This window comes from Burkholderia aenigmatica, assembly GCF_902499175.1.
GTDB classification, from domain to species: Bacteria; Pseudomonadota; Gammaproteobacteria; order Burkholderiales; family Burkholderiaceae; genus Burkholderia; species Burkholderia aenigmatica.
The window spans coordinates 1-25043 of the sequence record NZ_CABVQC010000073.1; the positions used below are offsets into that span (position 1 = coordinate 1).

At 66.9% G+C, this 25043-nt stretch carries 24 protein-coding genes; 19 read left to right on the plus strand and 5 right to left on the minus strand.

Translation table 11 applies throughout. The features are described from left to right. The 7 genes from BDO18943_RS35205 to BDO18943_RS35235 all read left to right on the plus strand — a co-directional run. Positions 1-519, plus strand: a 519-nt coding sequence (locus BDO18943_RS35205; RefSeq protein WP_407649962.1) for a Rossmann fold domain-containing protein, incomplete at its 5' end; no start/stop codon positions are given. 78 nt (positions 520-597) lie between these two features. After that, positions 598-1002 carry a dihydroneopterin aldolase gene (locus BDO18943_RS35210; protein WP_043186999.1) on the plus strand — a complete coding sequence of 135 codons (405 nt, stop codon included), beginning with the start codon at positions 598-600 and terminating at the stop codon, positions 1000-1002. Beyond that, a complete protein-coding gene (gene ttcA, locus BDO18943_RS35215) occupies positions 999-1994 on the plus strand; it encodes a tRNA 2-thiocytidine(32) synthetase TtcA (RefSeq protein ID WP_175025862.1) in 996 nt (331 codons plus the stop codon). Before BDO18943_RS35210 ends, ttcA begins: the two co-directional genes overlap by 4 nt. A gap of 135 nt (positions 1995-2129) precedes the next feature. After that, the gene (gene glmU, locus BDO18943_RS35220; RefSeq protein ID WP_175025863.1) at positions 2130-3491 is read left to right on the plus strand and encodes a bifunctional UDP-N-acetylglucosamine diphosphorylase/glucosamine-1-phosphate N-acetyltransferase GlmU; all 1362 of its coding nucleotides are present in this window, start codon (positions 2130-2132) and stop codon (positions 3489-3491) included. Positions 3492-3541: 50 nt separating this feature from the next. After that, positions 3542-5359, plus strand: a complete 1818-nt coding sequence (gene glmS / locus BDO18943_RS35225; protein ID WP_175025864.1) for a glutamine--fructose-6-phosphate transaminase (isomerizing) — start codon at positions 3542-3544, stop codon at positions 5357-5359. A gap of 37 nt (positions 5360-5396) precedes the next feature. Continuing rightward, positions 5397-5858 (plus strand): hypothetical protein, encoded by a 462-nt coding sequence (locus tag BDO18943_RS35230; RefSeq protein ID WP_175025865.1) that lies wholly within the window; start codon positions 5397-5399, stop codon positions 5856-5858. Then, a complete protein-coding gene (locus BDO18943_RS35235; RefSeq protein ID WP_122946430.1) occupies positions 5858-6076 on the plus strand; it encodes a hypothetical protein in 219 nt (72 codons plus the stop codon). Before BDO18943_RS35230 ends, BDO18943_RS35235 begins: the two co-directional genes overlap by 1 nt. Positions 6077-6194: 118 nt before the next feature. On the opposite strand, the gene BDO18943_RS35240 is transcribed toward BDO18943_RS35235, so the two are convergent. Then, positions 6195-7031: an FTR1 family iron permease gene (locus tag BDO18943_RS35240; RefSeq protein ID WP_043184596.1), complete on the minus strand. Its 837-nt coding sequence runs from the start codon at positions 7029-7031 to the stop codon at positions 6195-6197. A gap of 12 nt (positions 7032-7043) precedes the next feature. Beyond that, the gene (locus tag BDO18943_RS35245; protein ID WP_011353437.1) at positions 7044-7376 is read right to left on the minus strand and encodes a cupredoxin domain-containing protein; all 333 of its coding nucleotides are present in this window, start codon (positions 7374-7376) and stop codon (positions 7044-7046) included. 348 nt (positions 7377-7724) lie between these two features. Here BDO18943_RS35245 and BDO18943_RS35250 point away from each other — a divergent pair, with 348 nt between their 5' ends. Continuing rightward, entirely contained in the window at positions 7725-7925 is a 201-nt protein-coding gene (locus BDO18943_RS35250; protein WP_011353438.1) for a heavy-metal-associated domain-containing protein, read from the plus strand. A 64-nt stretch (positions 7926-7989) separates the two neighbouring features. On the opposite strand, the gene BDO18943_RS35255 is transcribed toward BDO18943_RS35250, so the two are convergent. Together BDO18943_RS35255 and BDO18943_RS35260 are read right to left on the minus strand one after the other, a co-directional pair. Beyond that, a complete protein-coding gene (locus BDO18943_RS35255) occupies positions 7990-9480 on the minus strand; it encodes an aldehyde dehydrogenase (RefSeq protein ID WP_175025866.1) in 1491 nt (496 codons plus the stop codon). 97 nt (positions 9481-9577) lie between these two features. Further along, positions 9578-10129, minus strand: a complete 552-nt coding sequence (locus BDO18943_RS35260; protein ID WP_043185160.1) for a cupin domain-containing protein — start codon at positions 10127-10129, stop codon at positions 9578-9580. 454 nt (positions 10130-10583) lie between these two features. Here BDO18943_RS35260 and BDO18943_RS42835 point away from each other — a divergent pair, with 454 nt between their 5' ends. From BDO18943_RS42835 to BDO18943_RS35310, 11 genes are all read left to right on the plus strand, one after another. Next, complete coding sequence (locus tag BDO18943_RS42835; RefSeq protein WP_043184603.1) at positions 10584-10769, plus strand: hypothetical protein; 186 nt, start codon at positions 10584-10586, stop codon at positions 10767-10769. Between the two features lie 283 nt (positions 10770-11052). Next, the gene (locus BDO18943_RS35265) at positions 11053-11841 is read left to right on the plus strand and encodes a gamma-glutamyl-gamma-aminobutyrate hydrolase family protein (RefSeq protein WP_175025867.1); all 789 of its coding nucleotides are present in this window, start codon (positions 11053-11055) and stop codon (positions 11839-11841) included. A gap of 30 nt (positions 11842-11871) precedes the next feature. After that, positions 11872-13209, plus strand: a complete 1338-nt coding sequence (locus BDO18943_RS35270) for a glutamine synthetase family protein (protein ID WP_043184609.1) — start codon at positions 11872-11874, stop codon at positions 13207-13209. Between the two features lie 37 nt (positions 13210-13246). Then, a complete protein-coding gene (locus BDO18943_RS35275) occupies positions 13247-14689 on the plus strand; it encodes an aspartate aminotransferase family protein (protein WP_175025868.1) in 1443 nt (480 codons plus the stop codon). Between the two features lie 61 nt (positions 14690-14750). Beyond that, entirely contained in the window at positions 14751-15869 is a 1119-nt protein-coding gene (locus tag BDO18943_RS35280) for a polyamine ABC transporter substrate-binding protein (RefSeq protein ID WP_175025869.1), read from the plus strand. A 188-nt stretch (positions 15870-16057) separates the two neighbouring features. After that, on the plus strand, positions 16058-17212 hold the full coding sequence (locus BDO18943_RS35285) for an ABC transporter ATP-binding protein (RefSeq protein WP_175025870.1): 1155 nt from the start codon (positions 16058-16060) through the stop codon (positions 17210-17212). A 10-nt stretch (positions 17213-17222) separates the two neighbouring features. Then, positions 17223-18209 carry an ABC transporter permease subunit gene (locus BDO18943_RS35290; protein WP_175025871.1) on the plus strand — a complete coding sequence of 329 codons (987 nt, stop codon included), beginning with the start codon at positions 17223-17225 and terminating at the stop codon, positions 18207-18209. Then, positions 18206-19045 carry an ABC transporter permease subunit gene (locus tag BDO18943_RS35295; RefSeq protein WP_175025872.1) on the plus strand — a complete coding sequence of 280 codons (840 nt, stop codon included), beginning with the start codon at positions 18206-18208 and terminating at the stop codon, positions 19043-19045. The genes BDO18943_RS35290 and BDO18943_RS35295 overlap by 4 nt, the downstream gene beginning before the upstream one ends. Positions 19046-19161: 116 nt before the next feature. Continuing rightward, positions 19162-20739, plus strand: coding sequence for a DUF3138 family protein (locus BDO18943_RS35300; protein WP_043184618.1), 1578 nt, complete (start codon positions 19162-19164; stop codon positions 20737-20739). Between the two features lie 110 nt (positions 20740-20849). Next, on the plus strand, positions 20850-22154 hold the full coding sequence (locus BDO18943_RS35305; RefSeq protein WP_175025873.1) for an NAD(P)/FAD-dependent oxidoreductase: 1305 nt from the start codon (positions 20850-20852) through the stop codon (positions 22152-22154). A 25-nt stretch (positions 22155-22179) separates the two neighbouring features. Further along, positions 22180-23481, plus strand: a complete 1302-nt coding sequence (locus BDO18943_RS35310) for an NAD(P)/FAD-dependent oxidoreductase (RefSeq protein ID WP_175025874.1) — start codon at positions 22180-22182, stop codon at positions 23479-23481. Positions 23482-23586: 105 nt separating this feature from the next. Here BDO18943_RS35310 and gor read toward each other — a convergent pair whose 3' ends face one another. Next, a complete protein-coding gene (gor, locus tag BDO18943_RS35315) occupies positions 23587-24945 on the minus strand; it encodes a glutathione-disulfide reductase (RefSeq protein ID WP_175025875.1) in 1359 nt (452 codons plus the stop codon). Between the last annotated feature and the right edge of the window lie 98 nt (positions 24946-25043).

Genomic DNA, 25043 nt, shown 5'->3' on the forward strand with positions numbered 1-25043 from the left:
GATCTGGCCCTGGAAGCCGACGCCGCCGCACTCGTCGCCGCGTGCAGCGCGGCACTCGGCCGGCCCGCGTGCGCGGTGTTCGTGAGCGCCAGCGCGGGCGCCGACGACGCCCACACGGTGGACGGCGCGTCGCTCGCCGGCGCCCTCGCGCGCAACGTGACGGCGCCGCTCGCGCTGGCCCGCGCGCTCGCCGATGCGACGCCCGAGGCCGCATGCGAACAGGAAGCACTGCGCGCGTGCGCGATCCACGTACTGGATCAGGCCCTGTTTCACCCTGCGCCGGCGCAGATGTCGCACGCGCTGATGCAGGCCGCGCTGAACCGCGCGACGTCGGCGCTGGCGCTGGCACTCGCGCCGAAGGTCCGGGTCGCGGCGCTCGTGCGCGGCCACGCGCCGCACGCGGACGACATCGCGGCGGCCGCCTGCTATCTCGCGAGCGCGCCCGGCGTCACGGGCGCGACGCTGACCGTCGACGGCGGCGAGCACCTCGTGCCGCCCGCCGCCGGCCCGAATGAATGAACTGCGCGGATCGCGCGGCCTGACCGCCGCCGCCCGCGCCGCTTTGCGTGTGCGCACGCCAATTTGACTGGGACGACCATGTTTTCCGCTCTCCTGCACCCCCGCCTCGCGGACTGCCGCAGGCTCTACCTGCGCGACTACGAAGTGCACATCAACATCGGTGCCTTCGAACACGAGAAGCGCGGCGAGCAGCGCGTCGTCATCAATGTCGACCTGTTCGTGCCGCTCGCGCTGTCCACCCCCGTCGACGATCGGCTGCATGAAATCGTCGACTACGATCTGATGAAGCAGAGCGTCACGCAATGTCTGGCGCGGGGCCACATCCACCTGCAGGAAACGCTGTGCGACGCGATCGCCGCGCGCCTGCTGGCGCACGATGCCGTGCGCGCGGTACGCGTCTGTACCGAGAAACCGGACGCTTATCCGGACTGCGACGCCGTCGGCGTCGAAGTCTTTCGCATCAAGGACGAGGAGCGCGCATGAACGCCCCCCACATGAATGACACGGCGGCCGATGCCGCCCCCCTCGACGCGACCGCCGCGCCGGCAGGCCGCCCGGCGCTGACGCGCCGCGAACAGAAAGACGCGTACGAGAACAACAAGCTGTTCAAGCGGATCGTGCGCCAGGTCGGCCAGGCGATCGGCGACTTCAACATGATCGAGCAGGGCGACAAGGTGATGGTGTGCCTGTCGGGCGGCAAGGACAGCTACGCGATGCTCGACGTGCTGCTGCGCCTGCGCGAGCGCGCGCCGATCGATTTCGACATCGTCGCGGTGAACCTCGACCAGAAGCAGCCGGGCTTCCCCGAGCACGTGCTGCCGGAATACCTGAAGCAGGTCGGCGTGCCGTTCCACATCGAGAACCAGGATACCTACAGCATCGTCAAGCGGCTCGTGCCCGAAGGCAAGACGACCTGCTCGCTGTGCTCGCGGCTGCGCCGCGGGATCCTGTACCGCGTGGCCGGTGAGCTCGGCGCGACCAAGATCGCGCTCGGCCACCACCGCGACGACATCGTGCAGACGCTGCTGCTCAACATGTTCTACGGCGGCAAGCTGAAGGGAATGCCGCCGAAGCTGCAGTCGGACGACGGCAAGAACATCGTGATCCGCCCGCTCGCGTACGTGAAGGAAACCGATCTCGAGAAATACGCGGAACTGCGCGAATTCCCGATCATCCCGTGCAACCTTTGCGGCAGCCAGCCGAACCTGAAGCGCGCGGAAATGAAGGCACTGATCCGCGAATGGGACAAGCGCTTCCCGGGCCGCGTCGAGAACATGTTCAACGCACTCGCGAAGGTCGTGCCGTCGCACCTGATGGACACGACGCTGTACCCGTTCCAGTCGCTGCGGGCGACAGGCGAAGCCGATCCGCAGGGCGACATCGCGTTCGACGAGGAGCCGTGCGCGTCGGGCGACGACACCGCGGCGCCAGGCGGCGCCCAACCGATCTCGATCGTCCAGTTCGACGACCTGTAAGCGGGGCCGGAACCCTTGCCGGAACGGCGCGCCAGCCGCCCGTTCCGGCGTTGCAGCCGCGCCGCAGCGGGCCCGGATCGACGGGGGCTGCATGCTAAAATGGACGGCTTCGAACTCTTCTGACAAGCTGGCGCCATGAATATCGTGATTTTGGCGGCAGGCACCGGCAAGCGCATGCGTTCCGCGCTGCCGAAAGTGCTTCATCCCCTGGCCGGCAGGCCGCTTCTCTCCCACGTCATCGACACCGCGCGCGCGCTGCAGCCGTCCCGGCTGGTCGTCGTCGTCGGTCACGGCGCCGAGCAGGTCCAGGCCGCCGTCGCCGCCCCGGATGTGCAGTTTGCCGTGCAGGCCGAGCAGCTCGGCACCGGCCACGCGGTGCGCCAGGCGCTGCCGCTCCTCGATCCCGCGCAACCTACGCTCGTGCTGTACGGCGACGTGCCGCTCACACGCGAGTCGACCTTGCAGCGCCTCGTCGACGCCGCGCGCGAAGGCCGCTACGGGATTCTGACCGTCACGCTCGACGATCCGACCGGCTACGGCCGCATCGTGCGCGACGCGGCCGGCTTCGTCACGCGCATCGTCGAGCAGAAGGACGCGTCGCCCGAGCAGCTGAAGATCGCCGAGATCAACACCGGCATCATCGTCACGCCGACAGCCCAGCTGTCGATGTGGCTCGGCGCGCTGAAGAACGAGAACGCGCAGGGCGAGTACTACCTGACCGACGTCGTCGAGCTCGCGATCGAGGCCGGTTTCGAGGTCGTCACCGCGCAGCCCGACGAGGAATGGGAAACGCTCGGCGTGAACAGCAAGGCGCAGCTCGCCGAGCTCGAACGCATCCACCAGCGCACGATCGCCGACGCGCTGCTCGTCGACGGCGTCACGCTCGCCGATCCGGCGCGCCTCGACGTGCGCGGCACGCTGCGCTGCGGCCGCGACGTGTCGATCGACGTGAACTGCGTGTTCGAAGGCAACGTGACGCTCGCCGACAACGTGACGATCGGCGCGAACTGCGTGATCCGCAACGCGTCGGTCGGCACGGGCACGCGCATCGACGCGTTCACGCACATCGACGGCGCCGAGCTCGGCGCGCACACGGTGATCGGCCCGTACGCGCGGCTGCGCCCCGGCGCGCAGCTCGCGGACGAAGCGCACGTCGGCAACTTCGTCGAGGTGAAGAACGCGGTGATCGGCCACGGCTCGAAGGCGAACCACCTCACGTACATTGGCGACGCCGACATCGGCGCGCGCGTGAACATCGGCGCGGGCACGATTACCTGCAACTACGACGGCGCGAACAAGTTCCGCACCGTGATCGAGGACGACGTGTTCGTCGGCTCCGACACGCAGCTGGTCGCGCCGGTGCGCGTCGGCCGCGGCGTGACGATCGCCGCCGGCACGACGGTCTGGAAGGACGTGGCCGACGGCCTGCTCGCATTGAACGAGAAGACGCAGACCGCAAAAAGCGGCTACGTCCGCCCGGTCAAGAAGAAAAGTTAACATCACGCGGGTGCCCTACGGCGCCCGCTTCCCTATAGAAGGTAGATTTCATGTGCGGCATTGTCGGCGCAGTTGCGCAGCGTAATATCGTTCCGGTGCTGATCGAAGGATTGCGGCGCCTCGAGTACCGTGGCTACGACTCGTGCGGCGTTGCCGTGCTCGAGCCGGACGCGCCGAAGCGCGCGCGCAGCGTTGCGCGCGTCGCCGATCTCGACGCACAGGTGCGCGAATCGCACGTCGAAGGCACGACGGGCGTCGCACACACGCGCTGGGCGACGCACGGCGCGCCCGTCACGCACAACGCGCACCCGATCTTCTCGTCGAACGCGCTCGCGCTCGTCCACAACGGGATCATCGAGAACTTCGAATCGCTGCGCGAAGCGCTGCGCGCGAAGGGCTACGAATTCGTGTCGCAGACCGACACCGAAGTGATCGCCCACCTCGTGCACAGCCTGTATCGCGGCAACCTGTTCGACGCGGTGCGCGAGGCGGTCGGCCAGCTGCACGGCGCGTACGCGATCGCCGTGATCCACAAGGACCAGCCGCACACCGTCGTCGGCGCGCGCCAGGGTTCGCCGCTCGTGGTCGGCCACGGCGACGGCGAGAACTTCCTCGCGTCCGACGCGCTCGCGCTCGTGGGCAGCACCGACCGCTTCACGTTCCTCGAGGAAGGCGACGTGTGCGAGCTGTCGCTCGACGGCGTGAAGATCGTCGACCGGAACGGCGCGCTCGCGCAGCGCGAGATCCGCGTGGTCAGCACCTACGGCGGCGCGGTCGAACTCGGCCCGTATCGTCACTTCATGCAGAAGGAAATCTTCGAGCAGCCGCGCGCGATCAGCGATACCGTGCCGCAAACGGACGCATTCGACGCGACGCTGTTCGGCGACGCCGCGCCCGCCGCGTTCGCGAACATCGACAGCCTGCTGATCCTCGCGTGCGGCACGAGCTACTACTCGGGCCTGACCGCGAAATACTGGCTCGAATCGATCGCGAAGATCCCGACGCAGGTCGAGATCGCGAGCGAATACCGCTATCGCGAATCGGTACCGAACCCGCGCCAGCTCGTGCTGGTGATCTCGCAGTCGGGCGAGACGGCCGATACGCTCGCGGCGCTCAAGCACGCGCAGTCGCTCGGCCACACGCATACGCTGGCCGTCTGCAACGTCGCGACGAGTGCGATGGTGCGCCTCACCGAGATGCAGTTCCTGACGCACGCGGGCACCGAGATCGGCGTCGCGTCGACCAAGGCGTTCACGACCCAGCTCGTCGCGCTGTTCGTGCTGGCCGCGACGCTCGGCAAGCTGCGCGGGCACGTCGACGCCGCGCAGGAAGCGGAATTCCTGAAGCAGCTGCGCCACCTGCCGGCCGCGCTGAACAGCGTGCTCGCGCTGGAGCCGCAGATCATCGCGTGGTCGGAGGAATTCGCGCGCAAGGAAAACGCGCTGTTCCTCGGCCGCGGGCTGCACTACCCGATCGCGCTCGAAGGCGCGCTGAAGCTGAAGGAAATCTCGTACATCCACGCCGAGGCCTATCCGGCCGGCGAACTGAAGCACGGGCCGCTCGCGCTCGTCACGGAAGCGATGCCGGTCGTCACGGTCGCGCCGAACGATACGCTGCTCGAGAAGCTGAAGTCGAACATGCAGGAAGTGCGTGCGCGCGGCGGCGAGTTGTACGTGTTCGCCGATGCCGACACGCAGATCGTCAACGGCGACGGCCTGCACGTGATCCGGATGCCGGAGCACTACGGGCAACTGTCGCCGATCCTGCACGTCGTGCCGCTGCAATTGCTCGCGTATCACACCGCGTGCGCACGCGGCACCGACGTCGACAAGCCGCGGAACCTCGCGAAGTCGGTGACGGTGGAGTAAAACGAGCAGGCACGCCGACGAGACAGACGGAGAGACCATGGTAAGACTGTTGGGATGCGGAATGCTGGCACTGACGTTCGCGTCGACGGGCTGGGCGGCCGAGCACTATGTCGAGGTCTGGAACCCGCCCGAGGCGCGGTCGCCGGCCGCGCACGCGCCGGCGGCACGCAAAGGTGCCGACGCCCCCGCCGCCACGACGACGAAACACGCCGCCGTGCCGCCGAAGGCCGTCGCGAAGCCACCGCACAAGCGTCGCGTCGCGCAAACCGCGCAGGCCGTGAAAGCCGGTTCGCATCGTCCGCCCGCCGCCGCGGCCGAGGCACCCGCCGCCCCGCGCCCCGTCGCGCAGCCCGCACCGGGCCGCCTGACGGTGATGCAGCCGGCTGCGCCCGATGCGCAGCACGCGCTAAACTTCTCCAACATCCCGCGTCAATACACGCCGGACGGCAACGTGCTGCAGGTCGGCACGCACGGCCGCTCCGCGGAGGTGACTCGATAATGGAAGCGCAAACCTACCACGGCTACCAGATCTGGGGCCACGCGATCCTGCAGCAGGACGAGATCCTGCAGCCCGAGCGCTTTGCGGCGAGCGGCACGATCACGCAGAACAACAAGCTGGTCGAGGCATCCGGCGTGCTCGGCGTGTTCGACACCGAGGACGACGCACGCGATGTGGGGCTCGAATGGGCCCGCGCATGGATCGACAGCCACCGCTGACCGGGCGCGGCGTGCGCCACCCGCGTGCGGCTGCCCAGGCCGCGCACGGGCCGGCCGCGAACCGCACATGACAAAAGGGGCGTCCATGACGCCCCTTTTTTATTCGAACCTGAACAACTCAGGCCACCGGCCGTGGCGGCCGCACCGCCGCCTGCGGCCGGCCGACGAGCCGTGCCAGCCCGACAATCGCGGCCAGCGTCGCGAGATACGCGACGATCTGGATGCCCGCCGGGCGCGCGGTATAGCCGACCAGCGTATGCAGCGCCTTGCCGACGATGCTCGAATCCTTGAGCAGCCACGACGTATCCCAGATCACATCGCCCCACGACGGCACGAGGCCAGCCGAGAGCAGGAAGCCGACGCACTGGCTTGCCATCCCCGCCGCGAGCAGCACGATCAGCCAGTTGGTGACGGAGAACAGGCGCTTCAGCGGAATCTGCAGCAGGCCCGCATACATCCCGTAGCCGAGCCCGGCGCCGCCCAGCACGCCGAGCAGCCCGCCGACGATCATCTGCGGCGTCTGCCCCGGATCGCCGGCCGCGATGCCGTACAGGAACAGCACGGCCTCGGAACCTTCGCGCAGCACCGCGACGCCGACCACGATCGCCAGCCCCGTCAGCGGCTTGCTGCCGGCCGCGACGGCACGCCCGACCTCGGTCATCTGCATCGCCATCTCGCGACCGTGCCGGCTCATCCAGATGCTGTGCCACGCGAGCATCAGCGTTGCGACGAACATCACGCCCGCGTTGAAGACCTCCTGCCCCATGCCGGACGCCCACTGCGAAATCACGTCGGCGAACGCGGCGATCAGGCCGGCGCCGATCACGCCGCCCACCAGCCCGCTGCCGACCCACCAGCCGCGTCGCGGCACGCCCTTCGTCGCGGCCATCACGATCGACACCACCAGCGCGGCCTCGAGCACTTCACGAAAAACGATCAGAGCGGTAGACAACATGGCGATATCGGCTTACTTGACGGTCAGGTGCGTCTTCGACTGCGCTTCGTGATACTCGTCGTGGAATTCGTACGTGCCGGCCTTCAGCGGCCCGACCAGGATCTCCACCGACTTGCCGGCGGGCACGACCTTCTCCGCCTTGAAGTCGTCGCTCTCGAATTCAGCAGGCGTCGCGTCGAGGTTCTTCACGACGAACTTCACCTTCTTGCCGGCCGGGATCGTCACGCCGTCCGGCGAAAACTTGTGATCCTTCAGGGTCAGGTTGACGACATCGTCGGCCGCGAAGGCGGACGTTGCCGATGCGCCCAGCAGCGCCAGCGCGAAGCCGAAAGCAAAACGATTCATAGGGGTAACGAAATGAAATATCGAAGGGAGCTGATACTAAGATCGATTCGCATTTTCACCTCGCGTACCCTTACTCGCAACATGGTGATCGCGCTTAATGGATCGACGTCACGCGTTGCCCCGCAAGGCATCCGCCCGGCTTCGCCCGGAACGCGTCTCCGTCAATCAGGACAAGTGCCGAATGACGTCAACTTCCCGATCGATATTCGTCAGACTTCATCTTTACAACGCGCTGTCGCCCGATCCAGGCGCGACACCGATTCCCGGCGGCACGCGCACGCTTGACCTTCCCACTATGGCAAGCTTCATGCTGTCGATGCTTGTCAATCGTCAACTCAGGAGAACACGATGGAATTCGAAGTCCAGGACATGACCTGCGGCGGCTGCGCCAATGCCATCACCCGCGCGGTGACGGCCGCCGATCCCGCCGCGAAGCTCGACATCGACGTCGCGGCGAAGATCGTCAAGGTCGAATCGGCGCAAGGCGCCGAGCGTGTGCAGTCGATCATCGAAGCCGCCGGCTTCCACCCCGCGCTGCGCGCGGCATAACGCCCGCCCGCCGCGGGTGCGGGCACGCGGTCGTACGACGGCCGCGCCCGCACCCGGCAGCGCGTCAGCGCAGCCGGATCAGCGTCGACTTCAGCTCGGTGTACTTCTCGAGCGCGTGCAGCGACTTGTCGCGACCGTTGCCCGACTGCTTGTAGCCGCCGAACGGGAAGTTCATGTCGCCCCCCTCGTCGTAGCAGTTCACCCAGACGGTGCCCGCGCGCAGCCGGCGCGACACGTCGTGCGCGGTCGTCAGGTTCGACGTCCACACGGCCGCGGCCAGCCCGTATTCGCTGTCGTTCGCGATCCGCACGGCCTCGTCGACGTCGTCGAACACGATCACCGACAGCACCGGCCCGAAGATCTCCTCGCGCGCGATCTTCGCATCCGGTTTCACCTCGAACACCGTCGGCTCCACGTAGAAGCCGCCCGTTTCCGCCTTCACGCGCGCACCGCCGGTGACGAGCCTGCCTTCGCTGCGCCCGGCCTCGATATAGCCGAGCACACGCTCGAGCTGGATGCCGTCGACGATCGCGCCCATCGACACCGACGGATCGAGCGGATTGCCGGGCACGTACGCACGCGCGGCCGCGACGAGCTTCTCGATGAACGCGTCCTTGATGTCGCGATGCACGAGCAGCCGGGAACCTGCCGTGCACATCTCGCCCATGTTGTAGAAGATCGCGCCGGCGGCTGCCTGCGCCGCACGGTCGAGATCGGGGCAATCGCGCAGCACGATGTTCGGCGACTTGCCGCCGAGTTCGAGCCATGCCCGCTTCAGGTTCGACTGCGCGGCGTACTGCATGATCAGCTTGCCGACCGCCGTCGAGCCTGTAAACGCGATGCAATCGACGTCGCGATGCAGCGCGAGCAGCTTGCCGGGCTCGCCCGCGCCCGGCACGACGTTGAACACGCCGGCGGGAATGCCGGCCTCGTACGCGAGTTGCGCGACACGGATCGCGGTCAGCGGCGATTTCTCCGACGGCTTCAGCACCACGCTGTTGCCAGCCGCGAGCGCCGGGCCGAATTTCCACGCGGCCATCAGGATCGGGAAGTTCCACGGCACGACGGCGGCCACCACGCCGACCGGCTCGCGCGTGACGAGGCCGACGAGATGATGATCGGCCGGCGCGACCTCGCCGCCCACCTTGTCGATCGCTTCCGCGAACCACTCGACGCAGTACGCGGCGCCCGGCACGTCGACCGTCGTCGTGTCGCCGATCGGCTTGCCGGCGTCGAGCGTTTCGAGCAGCGACAGCTCGTCGAGATGCTCGCGCATCAGCGCGGCCCAGCGCAGCAGCACGGCCTTGCGCGCACGCGGGTTCAGCCCGGCCCATACGCCCGCGTCGAACGCGCGGCGCGCGGCCGCAACGGCCGCGTTCACGTCGGCTTCGCCGCAATCGGCGACCTTCGCGAGCACGCGGCCGTCGATCGGGCTCACGCAGTCGAACGTCTTGCCGCCATGCGCGTCGCGCGACGCACCGTCGATGAATGCGCGCCCTTCGATCTCGAGCGACGCCGCCTTGTCCTGCCAGTCAGCCAAAGTCAACTTTTTCATCAGGATGCCTCAGTTTTTTGGCATTCGCGATGCGGCACGCCGCTGCGCGTGACGCGCAACCGGCCGGCAGCGAATGCAGTGACGCGCGGTGGAAAGGTCAGAAGGTCGCCGGCGAATTGGCCGAAACGACCTCGCAGATCAGGTCCGCGCTGGGATTACGGAAACGGTGCGGCAAACGGCTTTCGAAGTAGTAGCCGTCTCCGGGGTCGAGCAGCCACGTCGCGCCGTCGACGGTCAGCTCGAGCCGGCCCGACACGACGACGCCGCCCTCGTGCCCCGCGTGTACGAGCATCTCGGGCCCCGTATCGGCCTGCGGCTGGTAGATCTCGCGCAGGATGCACATGTTGCGGTCCTTCATGCTCGCGCCGACCAGATGGAACGCGAGCGTGTCGTTGCCGAGGTTCGGCATCTCGTCACGACGCGACACGACCGAACGCGAATCGACGAGCTCGAACGTGAAGAACTCCGCGAGACTCATCGGGATGCATTCGAGCAGCTTCTTCAGCGAGCCGACCGACGGGCTCACACGGCCCTGTTCGATCAGCGAGATCGTGCCGTTGGTCACGCCGGCCCGCTTCGCGAGTTCGCGCTGCGACAGGCCATGCTTGTTGCGCACGAAACGCAGGCGCTCGGCGACTTCGGTAGACATCGATTCGGTTTCGGACACGATAAGTGCGATGACAAAGTGAAACGACGCGTTGGACAGCCGTTGAATATTCTAATCACTTTATGCCGCGCATCAGCGGGGAAAACCCTGAAAGGCGTTCGAAATAATGAACACCCTGTCGATTATTCCGTTTACGAATCTTTTGTTCGCACTGCTCGGGAAAGCCCTGATGCAACACCGTTAAAAAACATTTGACGCCGTTTTTGGCTCGTATATGCTGGCTCTCAGGTTAGCGTCATCAAGCTTTCATGGGCAGCAAAAACGTTATTGCAACGCAAAAATTGATGCCCATCAATGTAAATAACGCGTAACCGGCGCCTTGATTATTTTAAACGCCCAGCGCGTCGAAACGGTCAGGTGTTCAATACTTTCAACAACCCAGTCGAGTGTAATCGTGAGAGTCCGTGGCCCTCTGGTGAGGTGGGATCGAGGCGATGTGCGAAGTTTGCGCAGCGCGGCGTCCGCTTCCGACGACGGCAGTTGCGGCTGGCATAGTCCTCGCCTGCTTCATCTGTCGATCTACACCATCCTGTCCCGTCGTTCCGTTCGGCGTCACAACGCCGTTTCCGCACGCGCCTTCGTTGCCGTCGATACCGACGAAGTGGCGTCGCTGCTGCCGTAGCGCCTCTCCTTTCTTTACGTCGTTCGTTTCATCTGCCGATTCGCCAACCGCATCGTCCGTGCGGTGACGGAACGCGTTCGCGCATGCGTTGCTGCGTCGCGTATCGCCATGAAATGAACGACGGCCAGATCGTCGCGCGCAGCGCGGATCGCCACACCATCCCGTTGCGCCCATTCACCAGCGGCCCTGCGTCTCGCGCAAGGCTGCGGGGTTGTTGCACGCCGGCGTTTCGCCACATCCGGCAAGACGTAAGCGACAACCCTCCGGATAACTGATTGACGTCATGGAAAGAAGGAAACCTCTCGTCGGCATCACCGCCGACCACACGCAAATCGGCGCCCACGCGTCGCATACGGTCGGCGACAAGTACGTCGCCGCGATCGTCGACGGCGCGCAAGCGTTCGCGATGGTGCTGCCCGCGCTCGGCGATCGCCAGTCGGTCGACGACGTGCTCGACACGGTCGACGGCCTGCTGTTTACCGGCAGCTACTCGAACGTCGAGCCGCACCTGTACGGCGGCGAACCGAGCGCACCGGGCACGAAGCACGACCCGGCCCGCGACGCGACCACGCTGCCGCTGCTGCGCGCGGCGATCGCCGCGGGCGTACCCGTGCTGGCCGTCTGCCGCGGCTTCCAGGAACTGAACGTCGTCTGCGGCGGCACGCTGCACCAGCGCGTGCATGAAGTGCCGGGCTTCGCCGATCACCGCGAAGACGACGACGCGCCGATGGACACGCAGTACGGCCCCGCGCACGTCGTGCGCCTGACGCCCGGCGGCCAGCTGCACGCGCTCGCCGGCGGCCGCGACGAAGTGCACGTGAACTCGCTGCACAAGCAGGGCATCGCTCAGCTGGGCTCCGGCCTGGCTGTCGAGGCCGTCGCGCCGGACGGGCTGATCGAAGCCGTGAGCGTCGTCGACGCACCGGCTTTCGCCCTGGCCGTGCAGTGGCATCCGGAATGGCGCCATGCGCAGGACCCGCTGTCGAGCGCGATCTTCCGCGCCTTCGGCGATGCCTGCCGCGCCCGCCGCGCCGCCCGCACGCGTGCCATGGCCGCCGCCGCGCTCGCCTGAGCGCGCCGACCCAAACCAACGAGAACAGACATGCAAGACATCGAAGATTTTCTGAAGCAGCACCGGATCACCGAAGTCGAGGCGATCATTCCCGACATGGCCGGCATCGCGCGCGGCAAGATCACGCCGCGCAACAAGTTCACGTCCGGCGAATCGATGCGCCTGCCGCAAGCCGTGATGGTGCAGACCGTCACCGGCGAATATCCGGAAGACGGCTCGCTGACCGGCGTGACCGACCCCGACATGGTGTGCGTGCCCGATGCATCGACGATCCGCCTGATCCCGTGGGCGATCGACCCGACCGCGCAGGTGATCCACGATTGCGTGCACTTCGACGGCTCGCCGGTCGAGATCTCGCCGCGCTACGTGCTGCGCCGCGTGCTCGACCTGTACAAGGCGAAGGGCTGGAAGCCGGTCGTCGCGCCCGAGCTCGAGTTCTACCTGGTCGACATGAACAAGGATCCCGACCTGCCGCTGCGTCCGCCGGTCGGCCGTACGGGCCGCCCCGAAACGGGCCGCCAGTCGTATTCGATCGAGGCCGTCAACGAGTTCGACCCGCTGTTCGAGGACATCTACGAGTACTGCGAAGCGCAGAACCTCGACATCGACACGCTGATCCACGAAGTCGGCGCCGCGCAGATGGAGATCAACTTCATGCACGGCGACGCGCTGTCGCTGGCCGACCAGGTGTTCCTGTTCAAGCGCACGGTGCGCGAGGCCGCGCTGCGTCACAACATGTACGCGACGTTCATGGCCAAGCCGATGGAAGACGAACCGGGTTCGGCGATGCACGTGCACCAGAGCATCGTCGACGAGGAAACGGGCCATAACCTGTTCACGTCGCAGGAAACCGGCGGCGCGACGTCGATGTTCTACAACTACCTCGCGGGGCTGCAGAAGTACACGCCGGCACTGATGCCGATCTTCGCGCCGTACATCAACTCGTACCGCCGCCTGTCGCGCTTCATGGCTGCACCGATCAACGTGCAGTGGGGCTACGACAACCGCACGGTCGGCTTCCGCATCCCGCACTCGAGCCCGTCGGCACGCCGCATCGAGAACCGCATCCCGGGCGTCGACTGCAACCCGTACCTCGCACTCGCCGCCACGCTCGCGGCCGGCTATCTCGGCATGACGCAGCGCCTGGAGCCGACCGAGCCGCTCGTCAGCGACGGCTACGACCTGCCGTACCAGCTGCCGCGCAACCTCGAGGAAGGGCTCACGCTGATGGCCGCCTGCGAGCCGCTCGGCGAGATTCTCGGCCACAAGTTCCTGAAGGCGTATTTCGCGCTGAAGGAAACCGAATACGAAGCGTTCTTCCGCGTGATCAGCTCGTGGGAACGCCGCCATCTGCTGCTGCACGTCTGAGCGTGCACCCAACCGAATACGGAATCACGGAGGAAACATGACGTACCGCAACGAATCTGCCTGGATCCAGCCCGCCGCCCCCACCGCTACGGCCGCCGCGCCGCGCGCGACGCAGGCGCGCACGACCGCCGAATACCGCGCGCTCGACGCCGCGCACCACATCCATCCGTTCTCGGACATGGGTGCGCTGAACCGCGCGGGCAGCCGCGTGATCGTGAAGGCCGACGGCGTCTACCTGTGGGACTCGGACGGCAACAAGGTGATCGACGGGATGGCCGGCCTCTGGTGCGTGAACGTCGGCTACGGCCGCAAGGAGCTCGCCGACGCCGCGTATCGCCAGATCCAGGAGCTGCCGTTCTACAACACGTTCTTCAAGACCACGCACCCGCCGGTGATCGAACTCTCCGCGATGCTCGCGGAAGTCACGCCGAAGGGCTTCAACCACTTCTTCTATTGCAACAGCGGCTCGGAAGGCAACGACACGGTGCTGCGCCTCGTGCACCAGTACTGGCGCGTGCAGGGCCAGCCGCAGAAGAAGTACGTGATCTCGCGCAAGAACGGCTATCACGGCTCGACGATCGCGGGCGGCACGCTCGGCGGGATGGGCTACATGCACGAGCAGATGCCGTCGAAGGTCGAGAACATCGTGCACATCGACCAGCCGTATTTCTTCGGCGAAGCGGCGGCCGGTGAAACGCCGGAAGCGTTCGGCCTGGCCCGCGCGCAGCAACTCGAAGCGAAGATCCTCGAACTCGGCGCGGAGAACGTCGCCGCGTTCATCGGCGAGCCGTTCCAGGGCGCGGGCGGCGTGATCTTCCCGCCGTCGACGTACTGGCCGGAAATCCAGCGGATCTGCCGCAAGTACGACATCCTGCTGGTTGCCGACGAAGTGATCGGCGGCTTCGGCCGCACCGGCGAATGGTTCGCGCACCAGCACTTCGGCTTCGAGCCGGACCTGATCACGATGGCGAAGGGCCTCACGTCGGGCTACGTGCCGATGGGTGCCGTCGGCATTCACGAGCGCGTCGCGCGGCCGATCATCGACAACGGCGAATTCAACCACGGCCTCACGTACTCGGGCCACCCGGTGGCGGCGGCCGTCGCGGTCGCGAACCTGAAGCTGCTGCGCGACGAAGGAATCGTCGAACGCGTGAAGAGCGACACGGGCCCTTACTTCCAGGCGCTGATGCGCGAGACCTTCGCGCATCACCCGATCGTCGGCGAAGTGCACGGCCACGGCCTCGTCGCGAGCCTGCAGCTCGCCGAATCGCCGGCCGAACGCCGCCGCTTCGCGAACGGCGGCGACGTCGGCACGATCTGCCGCGACTTCTGCTTCAACGGCAACCTGATCATGCGTGCGACCGGCGACCGGATGCTGCTGTCGCCGCCGCTCGTGATCTCGCGTCCGGAAATCGATGAACTCGTATCGAAGGCGAAAAAAGCAGTCGATGCAACCGCCCAGCAACTGGGTATTTCGTAACGGTTTTGCCTACAGGCGTGCGGCGGGCGCCGCACGCCGCCATAACCAGGGGAATTCCACCATGCGTGCCTGCTTTCTTCGCCAAGCCTGTTCTGTTGCCGCCCTTGCCGCCGCGGCCGCGTTCACGTCGGTCGCCAGCCCGACGGCGCACGCGGCCGACGAGCTGAATGTCTACAACTGGTCCGACTACATCGCACCCGACACGATCCCGAACTTCCAGAAGCAGACGGGTATCCACGTCAAGTACGACAACTACGACAGCGACGACACGCTTCAGGCGAAGCTGCTGGCCGGCAGTTCGGGCTACGACATCGTCGTGCCGACGTCGAACTACATGGCCAAGCAGATTCAAGCCGGCGTGTACCAGAAGCTCGACAAGTCGAAGCTGCCGAACCTCGCGAACCTCGACCCGCTGCTGATGAAGATGATCGCGGATGCCGATCCGGGCAACCAGTACGGCGTGCCCTGGGCCTACGGCACGGACGGCATCGGCTACAACGCGCAGGCGGTGAAGAAGGCACTCGGCGACAAGGCGCCGGTCGACAGCTGGGCACTGGTGTTCGACCCGGCCAACATGGAAAAGCTGAAGGGCTGCGGCGTGTCGTTCCTCGACCAGGCCGTCGACGTGTTTGCCGCCACGCTGCAATACATGGGCAAGAACCCGAACAGCACGAACCCCGGCGATTACCAGGCAGCCTTCGAAGTCCTGAAGAAAGTCCGCCCGTACATCACCCAGTTCAACTCGTCCGGCTACATCAACGACCTCGCGAACAACGACGTGTGCGTCGCGCTCGGCTGGTCGGGCGACGTCGGCATCGCGCATCGCCGCTCGGCCGAAGCGAAGCGTTCGTACGACATCAAGTTCTCGAACCCGAAGGAAGGCGGCCTGCTGTGGTTCGACGTGATGGTGATCCCGAAGGATGCACCGCACCCCGAGGCCGCACTGAAGTGGATCAACTACGTGTCCGATCCGAAGGTCAACGCGGCGATCACCAACACGGTGTTCTACCCGACTGCCAACAAGGCTGCGCATCAGTTCGTCACGCCGAGCGTCGCGCAGGACCCGACGGTCTATCCGCCCGAAGACGTGCTGAAGAAGATGGTGCTGATGAAGCCGATGCCGGCCGACATCCTGCGCCTCCAGAACCGCCTGTGGGCCCAATTGAAGACCGGCCACTGATCGCCCTGCATTCCGGCGGCGCAGGCATCGCTTCACGCCTGCCCGCCTGAGATCCGCGGACCTCCGTCCGCCCGCGCGCGCCGCGCGCACTGTTCCATCCGGCACGAGCCGTCGTCCGCGAGTCGCGTTGCGCGCCTCGTGCGGGGACGCTCACGCCTGCAATCCGTGAAGAACGAATGGTGACTCCCATGCAATCGATACCCTCTTCCGCTGCTGCACGACAGACCCAACCGGCCGCCGCGGCCCGTACGCAAAACGACGCATTCGTGCGCATCGAAAACGTCGTGAAGAAATTCGGCGACAGCACGGCCGTCGACAACGTGAACCTGACCATCGCGAAGAACGAGCTGTTCGCGCTGCTCGGCAGCTCGGGCTGCGGCAAGTCGACGTTGCTGCGCATGCTCGCCGGGCTCGAGACGGCCACCTCCGGCAAGATCTTCGTCGACGGTGAAGATCTTGCGTCGCTGCCGCCGTACCGCCGTCCGGTGAACATGATGTTCCAGTCGTACGCGCTGTTCCCGCACATGACGGTCGAATCGAACGTCGCATTCGGCCTGAAGCAGGAAGGCACGCCGAAGCACGAGATCAAGGAGCGCGTGGCCGATGCGCTCGCGCTGGTGCAGATGAGCAAGTACGCGCAGCGCAAGCCGCATCAACTTTCAGGCGGCCAGCAGCAGCGCGTCGCGTTGGCCCGCTCGCTGGTCAAGCGCCCGAAGCTCCTGCTGCTCGACGAGCCGATGTCCGCGCTCGACAAGAAGATCCGCCAGAAGACCCAGCTCGAACTCGTGAACATCATCGAGAAGGTCGACGTGACCTGCGTGATGGTCACGCACGACCAGGAAGAGGCGATGACGATGGCCAGCCGCCTCGCGGTGATGAGCGAAGGCAAGATCGTGCAGATCGGCGCGCCGGGCGAGGTGTACGAGTTTCCGAACAGCCGCTTCTCGGCCGAATTCATCGGTTCGACCAACCTGTTCGAAGGGCGCGTGGTTGAAGACGAGCCCGACCACATCTTCGTCGAAAGCGACGATCTCGAAGCACGCATGTACGTGAGCCACGGCGTGACGGGCCCGCTCGGGATGCCGGTCGGCATCTCGGTGCGCCCGGAACGCATTCACGTGTCGCGCGAGAAGCCGGGCTCGAAACACAACTGGGCGCGCGGCGTCGTGACCGACATCGCGTACATGGGCAGCTACTCGCTGTACCACGTGCGCTTGCCGAGCGGCAAGACGGTGGTGTCGAACCTGTCGAGCTCGCACCTGATGAACGACACCGCACCGGCGTGGAACGACGACGTGTTCGTGTCGTGGTCGCCGGCGAGTGGCGTCGTGCTGACGCAGTGAGGACGCCACGATGAGAACCTCCGCCTCCAATCCGTCCGCGCCGGTGCCGACCGGTGCCGCGAGCGCCGGCACCGGCCGCGCCCGCCCGGGCCGCTTTGCCGCGCTGTCGCGCTTCCTGCCGTCGGGCCGCAGCGTCGCGATCGGCGTGCCGTTCCTGTGGCTGGCCGTGTTCTTCGCGCTGCCGTTCGTGCTGGTGCTGAAGATCAGCTTTGCCGACCAGGTGATGGGCATTCCGCCGTACACGTCGCTCGTCGAGATCAAGGACGGCGTCGTGCACTTCGCGCTGCAGCTGTCGCACTACGCGTTCCTGCTGCAGGACGACCTGTACATCGCGACCTACCTCAGCTCGCTGAAGATGGCCGCCGTGTCGACGGCGCTGTGTCTGCTGATCGGCTATCCGATGGCGTACTACATCGCGCGCTCGGAACCGAACCGCCGCAACGTGCTGATGATGGCCGTGATGCTGCCGTTCTGGACGTCGTTCCTGATCCGCGTGTACGCATGGATCGGCATCCTGAAGGACGACGGCCTGCTGAACCACACGCTGATCGCGCTCGGCATCATCCACACGCCGCTGCGCCTCTACCACAGCGACGCGGGCGTCTACATCGGGATGGTCTATTCGTACCTGCCGTTCATGGTGATGCCGCTGTACGCGCACCTCGTGAAGATGGACCTCACGCTGCTCGAAGCCGCGTACGACCTCGGCGCGAAGCCGTGGGTCGCGTTCACGCGGATCACGCTGCCGCTGTCGAAGAACGGGATCATCGCCGGCAGCCTGCTGGTGTTCATCCCGGCGGTGGGCGAGTACGTGATTCCGGAACTGCTCGGCGGCGCCGACACGCTGATGATCGGTCGCGTGATGTGGGATGAATTCTTCAACAACATGGACTGGCCGATGGCGTCCGCGGTGACGGTCGCGATGGTGTTGCTGCTGCTGGTGCCGATGGCGCTGTTCCAGTACTACCAGGTCAAGGAACTGGAGGACGCGAAATGATCAAGCCGAGCAAACCGCTGTCGACGGGCGTTCTCGCCTTCGGCTTCCTGTTCCTGTACATCCCGATCATCAGCCTGGTCGTGTACTCGTTCAACGAGTCGAAGCTGGTGACGGTGTGGTCGGGCTTCTCGCTGAAGTGGTACTCGGCACTGCTGGACGACGACGAGCTGCTGACTGCCGCATGGCTGTCACTGAAGATCGGCCTGCTGACGGCCACCGCGTCGGTCGTGATCGGCACGTGGGCGGGCTTCGTGCTCGCGCGCTTCGGCCGCTTCAAGGGCTTCACGCTGTACACGGGGATGATCAACGCGCCGCTGGTGATTCCGGAAGTGATCCAGGGCATCTCGCTGCTGCTGCTGTTCGTGGCGCTGGAGCAGATGTTCGGCTGGCCGAAGGGCCGCGGGATGGTGACGATCTGGATCGGCCACGTGATGCTGTGCGTGTCGTACGTGGCGATCATCGTGCAGTCGCGCGTGAAGGAGATGAACAAGTCGCTCGAAGAGGCGGCGCTGGATCTCGGCGCAACGCCGCTGAAGGTGTTCTTCGTGGTGACGCTGCCGCTGATCTCGCAGGCGCTGCTGTCGGGGTGGCTGTTGTCGTTCACGCTGTCGATCGACGATCTGGTGCTGTCGGCGTTCCTGTCCGGGCCGGGCTCGACGACGCTGCCGCTGGTGGTGTTCTCGCGCGTGCGGCTGGGGCTGAACCCGGAGATGAACGCACTGGCGACGCTGTTCATCACGGCCGTGACGGTCGGCGTGATCGTCGTGAACCGGATGATGATCGCGCGTGAACGGCGCCGCATGGCGGACATGAAGGCGGCGTTTGCGGTGGCGTGACGCCCCGCTACCCGCCTCAAACATAACAAGGACTGCAGACAAGCAAGACGCGCTGCCCCAGGGGGGGCGCGCGATTCGATCCCGATTTGACAGGCGCACGACAAGGAGAATCCGCAATGAAGAAGAAACTGATCTGCCTGCTGGTGGCCGGCGCGTTGCCGGGCATCGCGCTGGCCGACTCGACATCCGCCGAGATCAAGGCGCTGCAGGCGCAGGTCACGGCGCTGCAAAAGCAGATGAAGGCGATGCAGGCACAACTGTCGGCAAAGGGCGGCACCGCCACCGCCCAGGCCGGCACGAAGGCAGGGGCTGGCGCCGCACCGGTCGCGGTGGCCGTCGATCCGAGCTCGCCGGACTATGGCAAGGCACAGGCCACGCTGACCAACGACGAGGTCGGCGAAATGAAGCAGCAGATCGCGAACCAGCAGCTGAAGGTCGACTCGCTGACCGATGCGGCCAACACGGGCCCGCTCGCCGGCCTGTCGGTCACGGGCTACATCGATCCGACCTACATCTACAACCGCGCGCCCGGCACGTCGTCGTTCCTGTTCGCGAACCACGAGAACGCGTACAACTACTTCAACAGCACGTTCGGCGATCTCTACCTCGACATCAAGAAGACCTTCGGCGTCGGCCCGATGGCGCCGTCGGCGGAAATCACGCTGATGCCGAACCGCGGCAACGGCATCACGCTGCTGCAGAACTCGCGCGGCTCGATCACCGACAACCTGCTGAACACGGCGGTCGTCAACGTGCCGATCACCGCCGAGACGACGCTGGTCGCCGGCCTGATCCCGAGCTTCGGCGGCTACGAGGTGCAGCAGTCGAACCAGATGCTCACGCTCACGCACAACCTGCTGTACGATTTCTCGGATCCGGGCAGCTACGTCGGTATCGGCGCGAACTACACGAAGGGCAACTGGGCGTGGAAGTTCTTCCTCGGCAACGAGCAGTACCGCACGTACGGTTCGGTCACGACGACGGGCACCAACGCGCTCGGCGATCCGATCACCACCAGCAACAAGGTGCCGACCTTCACCGCGCGCGCGGACTACACGTGGTCGAGTGCGCTCGATCTCGGCGGTTCGTTCAACATCGGCCGCCAGACGCTCTCGAGCGCGATCGATGCGAACGGCGTCGTCCACTACGGCCCGGGCGGCGCGGCACCGAGTGCGTACGGTTCGTTCTTCTTCGGCGAACTCGACGCGACCTACACGCTCGCCGACATTCAGTACAACGCGGAAGTCGACTACGGCCGTCAGCAGCATGCGGCGTTCAACGGCGGGCTCGCGCAGTGGTACGGCCTGTCGCTGCTCGCGCACCGCAAGTTCAACGCACCGGTGGTCGGCCGCATGGGCGTGACGCTGCGCTATGACCTGCTCGCCAACTCGAAGAACGGCGGCGGCGGTGGCGGCATCGCGCTGAACGGCAACGGGATGGATCCGAGCAACGGCTTCGGCGTCGACGCGGACTGCCTCGCGCAGTCGAAGGCCGGCGGCGGCCTGGGCTTCGAGTGCAAGGGGGCGGTACGCCAGGATGTCGCGCTCGACCTGCTGTTCTATCCGACCCAGCAGATCACCGTGAAGGTTGAATACCGCCACGACTGGGCGAACAACAAGGTGTTCCTGCGCAACGACGGGTCGTACGGCAAGTCCAACGACCTGCTCGCGACGCAGTTCATCTATTCGTTCTGACGCGGGGCGCGCGGGACGCCGTGCCGTGCGCACGGCGTCCCGCGCCGTTTTACCGGCCGGATGACGGTGCGCGATGCACCGGCGCCGGCTGCAACGAGGGAGTCGGATTCATGACGCAGTCTTTCACCCGCCGCGCCGATGCGCTCGCGCGCGACTCGTACTACGAAGCGACGGCCGAACGCCCCGCCGTGGACGACCCGTCGCTCGACGGGACGATCGACGTCGACGTCTGCGTGATCGGCGCCGGCTTCGCCGGCCTGTCGACGGCGCTCGACTGCCGCGCACGCGGGCTCTCCGTCGCGGTGATCGACGCGCACCGGCCCGGCTGGGGCGCGTCGGGCCGCAACGGCGGCCAGGCGATCACCGGCTTCGCGAAGGACGAGGAGATCGAACGGCAGCTCGGCGCCGACGGCGCGCGGGCCGCGTGGTCGCTGTCGCTCGACGGCGTCGCGCTGATCGCCGAGCGGATCGCGCGCTACGGGATCGACTGCGATTTCACGCGCGGCTACCTGACGGTCGCGACGAAACCGCGCCGCATCGACGACCTGCACGCGTGGATGGACGCCGCGACGTCACGCTGGGGCCATCCGTCGCTCGCGTGGCTCGAACCCGCCGAAATCCGCACGCGCATCGCGTCGACACGCTATCTGGCCGGCGTGCACGATCCGCTGTCGGGCCACCTGCATCCGCTCAAGTACTGCCTCGGTCTCGCCGATGCCGCGCGGCGCGAGGGCGTCGCGCTGTACGCGCATACGCCCGCGCTCGACGTCGTGCGCGGTGCGCGGCCCGTCGTGCGCACGCCGTCGGGCGACGTGCGCTGCCGCTTCGTCGTGTCGTGCTGCAACGCGGGCCCCGGCGGGGTGCTGCCGGCCGCGACGGCCGCGCGCATCGCGCCGATCGCGTCGTACATCATCGCGACCGAGCCGCTCGGCCAGGCACGCGCCGACGCGCTGATCGCGCAACGCGAAGCCGTGTGCGACAACAATTTCTTCCTCGACTATTTCCGGCTGTCGGCCGACCACCGGATGCTGTTCGGCGGTCGCGCGAATTCGGCCGGCGCGTCGCCTGCCACGCTCGCCGAAACGATCCGGCGCCGCATGGTCGGCGTGTTCCCGCAACTCGGCGACGTGCGCGTCGACCATGCGTGGGGCGGCTTCGTCGACGTCACGCGCAACCGCGCGCCGGATTTCGGCGCGCTCGATCCGAACTTCTTCTATGTCCAGGGCTTCAGCGGGCACGGCGTCGCGCTCACCGGCATCGCCGGGCGCGCGGTCGCCGGCGCGATCGCGGGCGACACGCGCGCGTTCGACCTGTTCACGCGCATCCGTCACCGGCGCTTCCCCGGCGGCGACGCCTGGCGGCAACCCGCGCTCGAACTCGGGATGCTGTACCACCGCGTGCGCGAGCTGTTCTGAGCCCACTTTCTCCGCTCTCCTGATCATGCAGACATTCGCCAACCAGCCGCACGTCGCGTCCTACTACGCGGCGACCGCCAACGATACGACCCGCCACGCGCCGCTCGCCGGCACGATCGACGCCGACGTGTGCGTGATCGGCGCGGGCCTCACGGGCCTGTCCGCCGCGCTCAACCTTGCCGAGCGCGGCCATTCGGTGACCGTGCTCGAAGCGTCGCGGGTCGGATGGGCGGCGAGCGGCCGCAACGGCGGCCAGCTGATCGGCGGGTTTGCATGCGACATCGACACGTTCGGGCAATTCATGCCGGAAGGCGACGTGAAGCGCATCTGGGACATGGGGCTCGAAACGCTGGCGCTCGTGAAGTCGCGCATCGCCAAGCATGACATCGACTGCGCGTTGGTGCCCGGCTACCTGACCGCCGCGAACACCGAGCGCGACGCCGATTCGCTGAAGCGCTGGCGCGACGAGGCCGCGAAGCGCTTCGGCTACGACCGCTTCCACTTCGTCGAAGCCGACGAACTCGGCGACTACGTGCAGTCGGCCCGCTATTGCGGCGGGCTGTACGACCCCGACAGCGGCCACCTCCATCCGCTCAACTACACGCTCGGCCTCGCCCGCGCGGCGACCGATGCGGGCGTGCGCATCCACGAGGACAGCTGCGTGACGCGCGTGCGCGACGTCGCGGGCGGCCATGTCGTCGAGACGAGCGGCGGCAACGTGCGCGCGCGCTTCGTCGTGCTCGCGTGCAATACCTTCGTCGGCACGCTCGCACCCGCGCTGTCGAAGAAGATCATGCCGGTCGGCACCTACGTGATCGCGACCGAGCCGCTCGGCGACGCGCGCGCCGCCGCGCTGATGCCCGCACGCGCGGCGATCTGCGACAGCCGCTTCGTGCTCGACTATTTCCGGCCGGCGCCCGACACGCGGCTCGTATGGGGCGGCAAGGTCAGCTATTCGACGCGGGAGCCGCGCGATCTCGCGGCGGCGATGCGCGCGGACATGCTGAAGACGTTCCCGCAGCTCGCGGACGTGAAGGTCGAGTACGCATGGGGCGGCTTCGTCGACATCACGATGAACCGTGCGCCGCACTTCGGCCGCATCGCGCCGACGATGTATTTCGCGCAGGGGTTCTCGGGGCACGGCGTGAACACCACCGCGCTCGCGGGCAAGCTGATCGCCGAGGCGATCGACGGACAGGCGAGCCGCTTCGACCTGTTCGACAAGATCCGCCATCGCGACTTCCCGGGCGGCGAGGCATTGCGCACGCCGGCGCTGGTGCTCGCGATGAGCTGGTACCGGCTGCTCGACGCGTTCGGCGTGCATTGAGCGACAGCCACCTCAACGAAAAACGGCTGCGCCGAAACGCAGCCGTTCCTTGCCGCCGAGCGCCGACGCGCTCCCGCCAGGGCCCGTTATTAGCGTGAACAGGCCCTAGTCGGCCACCTTCTGCCGCATCGTCACGAACTCCTCGGCCGCGGTCGGATGGATGCCGATCGTGTCGTCGAACTGCGCCTTCGTCGCGCCCGCGCGAATCGCGATCGCGATGCCCTGGATGATCTCGCCCGCATCGCGGCCGACCATGTGCGCGCCGACCACGCGCTGGCTGTCGCGCGCGACGACGAGCTTCATCAGCGTGCGCTCGTCGCGGCCCGACAGCGTATGACGCAGCGCCTTGAACGACGTGCGGTAGATATCGACGTCGCCGTCGTACAGGTCGCGCGCGGTCGCTTCGGTGAGGCCGACCGTCGCGACTTCGGGCTGGCTGAACACCGCCGACGGCACCCATTCGTGATCGGCCGCGACGCGCGACCCGCCGAACAGCGTGCGGGCGAGCAGCCCGCCGTCGCGCGTCGCCACCGGCGTGAGCTGCGGCCGCGACGTGACGTCGCCGATCGCATGGATCGACGGCACCGACGTCGCCGAATACGCATCGACGGCAATCGCGCCGCGCGCGTCGAGCGCCACGCCCGCCTGTTCGAGCCCGAGCCCGTCGACGTTCGGCACGCGGCCGGTCGCATAGAGCACTGCGTCGTACGGCCCGTGCCGCGCATCGCCCGCGCGCACGCTCAGCGTGCCGTCGTCCGCGCGCTCGATCGACTCGACCATCGAGCGCGCGTGGATCGCGACGCCCTGCTTCGTCATCTCGTCGGTCAGGAACTGGCGCACGTCGTCGTCGAAGCCGCGCAGGATCTTCTCGCCCCGATAGAACAGGTCGACGTGGCTGCCGAGGCCGTTGAAGATGCCCGCGAACTCGACCGCGATATAGCCGCCGCCGACCACCGCGATGCGCTTGGGCAGCGCGGCGAGCGACAGCGCCTCGCGCGACGTGATCGCGTGCTCGATGCCGGGCCGCGCCGGCATCGACGGGCGCGAGCCGGTCGCGATCGCGATGTGGCGCGCGCGGATCGTGCGTTCGCCGACCGCGACCGTGTGCGCGTCGACGAGCGTCGCGCGCCCGGCGTGCATCTCGACGCCCGATTGCCGCAGCAGGTTGATGTAGATGTCGCTGAGCCGGTTGATCTCGCGATCCTTCGCGGCAATCAGCGCGGGCCAGTCGAGCGTGCCGGCGCCGAAGGTCCAGCCGAAGCCCTTCGCGTCCTCGACTTCGTGCGGGTAGTGCGATGCGTAGACGAGCAGCTTCTTCGGAATGCAGCCGCGCAGCACGCAGGTGCCGCCGATCTGCTCCTCTTCCGCTATGCCGACACGCGCGCCGTATGACGCGGACATGCGCGCGAGCCGCACGCCGCCCGAGCCGGCGCCGATGACGAACAGGTCATAGTCGAAATCCATCGCATTCCCTCATCGCAGTTCGGATGAAGGCACGATAGCAAGATTCCGGCATTCGTGCGGCGCACGGTGCAGCCGGGGGCGGCGCCCAATAAAAAACG

Coding starts and splice junctions, on each gene's coding strand:
- BDO18943_RS35250 (WP_011353438.1), top strand. CDS start 7,725: ATGGAATTCGAAGTCCAGGACATGACCTGCGGCGGCTGCGCCAATGCC.
- BDO18943_RS35260 (WP_043185160.1), bottom strand. CDS start 10,129: ATGTCTACCGAAGTCGCCGAGCGCCTGCGTTTCGTGCGCAACAAGCAT.
- gor (WP_175025875.1), bottom strand. CDS start 24,945: ATGGATTTCGACTATGACCTGTTCGTCATCGGCGCCGGCTCGGGCGGC.
- ttcA (WP_175025862.1), top strand. CDS start 999: ATGAACGCCCCCCACATGAATGACACGGCGGCCGATGCCGCCCCCCTC.
- BDO18943_RS35300 (WP_043184618.1), top strand. CDS start 19,162: ATGAAGAAGAAACTGATCTGCCTGCTGGTGGCCGGCGCGTTGCCGGGC.
- BDO18943_RS35265 (WP_175025867.1), top strand. CDS start 11,053: ATGGAAAGAAGGAAACCTCTCGTCGGCATCACCGCCGACCACACGCAA.
- BDO18943_RS35240 (WP_043184596.1), bottom strand. CDS start 7,031: ATGTTGTCTACCGCTCTGATCGTTTTTCGTGAAGTGCTCGAGGCCGCG.
- BDO18943_RS35235 (WP_122946430.1), top strand. CDS start 5,858: ATGGAAGCGCAAACCTACCACGGCTACCAGATCTGGGGCCACGCGATC.
- BDO18943_RS35280 (WP_175025869.1), top strand. CDS start 14,751: ATGCGTGCCTGCTTTCTTCGCCAAGCCTGTTCTGTTGCCGCCCTTGCC.
- BDO18943_RS35305 (WP_175025873.1), top strand. CDS start 20,850: ATGACGCAGTCTTTCACCCGCCGCGCCGATGCGCTCGCGCGCGACTCG.
- glmS (WP_175025864.1), top strand. CDS start 3,542: ATGTGCGGCATTGTCGGCGCAGTTGCGCAGCGTAATATCGTTCCGGTG.
- BDO18943_RS35245 (WP_011353437.1), bottom strand. CDS start 7,376: ATGAATCGTTTTGCTTTCGGCTTCGCGCTGGCGCTGCTGGGCGCATCG.
- BDO18943_RS35310 (WP_175025874.1), top strand. CDS start 22,180: ATGCAGACATTCGCCAACCAGCCGCACGTCGCGTCCTACTACGCGGCG.
- BDO18943_RS35210 (WP_043186999.1), top strand. CDS start 598: ATGTTTTCCGCTCTCCTGCACCCCCGCCTCGCGGACTGCCGCAGGCTC.
- BDO18943_RS35290 (WP_175025871.1), top strand. CDS start 17,223: ATGAGAACCTCCGCCTCCAATCCGTCCGCGCCGGTGCCGACCGGTGCC.
- BDO18943_RS35285 (WP_175025870.1), top strand. CDS start 16,058: ATGCAATCGATACCCTCTTCCGCTGCTGCACGACAGACCCAACCGGCC.
- BDO18943_RS35295 (WP_175025872.1), top strand. CDS start 18,206: ATGATCAAGCCGAGCAAACCGCTGTCGACGGGCGTTCTCGCCTTCGGC.
- BDO18943_RS35255 (WP_175025866.1), bottom strand. CDS start 9,480: ATGAAAAAGTTGACTTTGGCTGACTGGCAGGACAAGGCGGCGTCGCTC.
- BDO18943_RS35275 (WP_175025868.1), top strand. CDS start 13,247: ATGACGTACCGCAACGAATCTGCCTGGATCCAGCCCGCCGCCCCCACC.
- BDO18943_RS35270 (WP_043184609.1), top strand. CDS start 11,872: ATGCAAGACATCGAAGATTTTCTGAAGCAGCACCGGATCACCGAAGTC.
- BDO18943_RS35230 (WP_175025865.1), top strand. CDS start 5,397: ATGGTAAGACTGTTGGGATGCGGAATGCTGGCACTGACGTTCGCGTCG.
- glmU (WP_175025863.1), top strand. CDS start 2,130: ATGAATATCGTGATTTTGGCGGCAGGCACCGGCAAGCGCATGCGTTCC.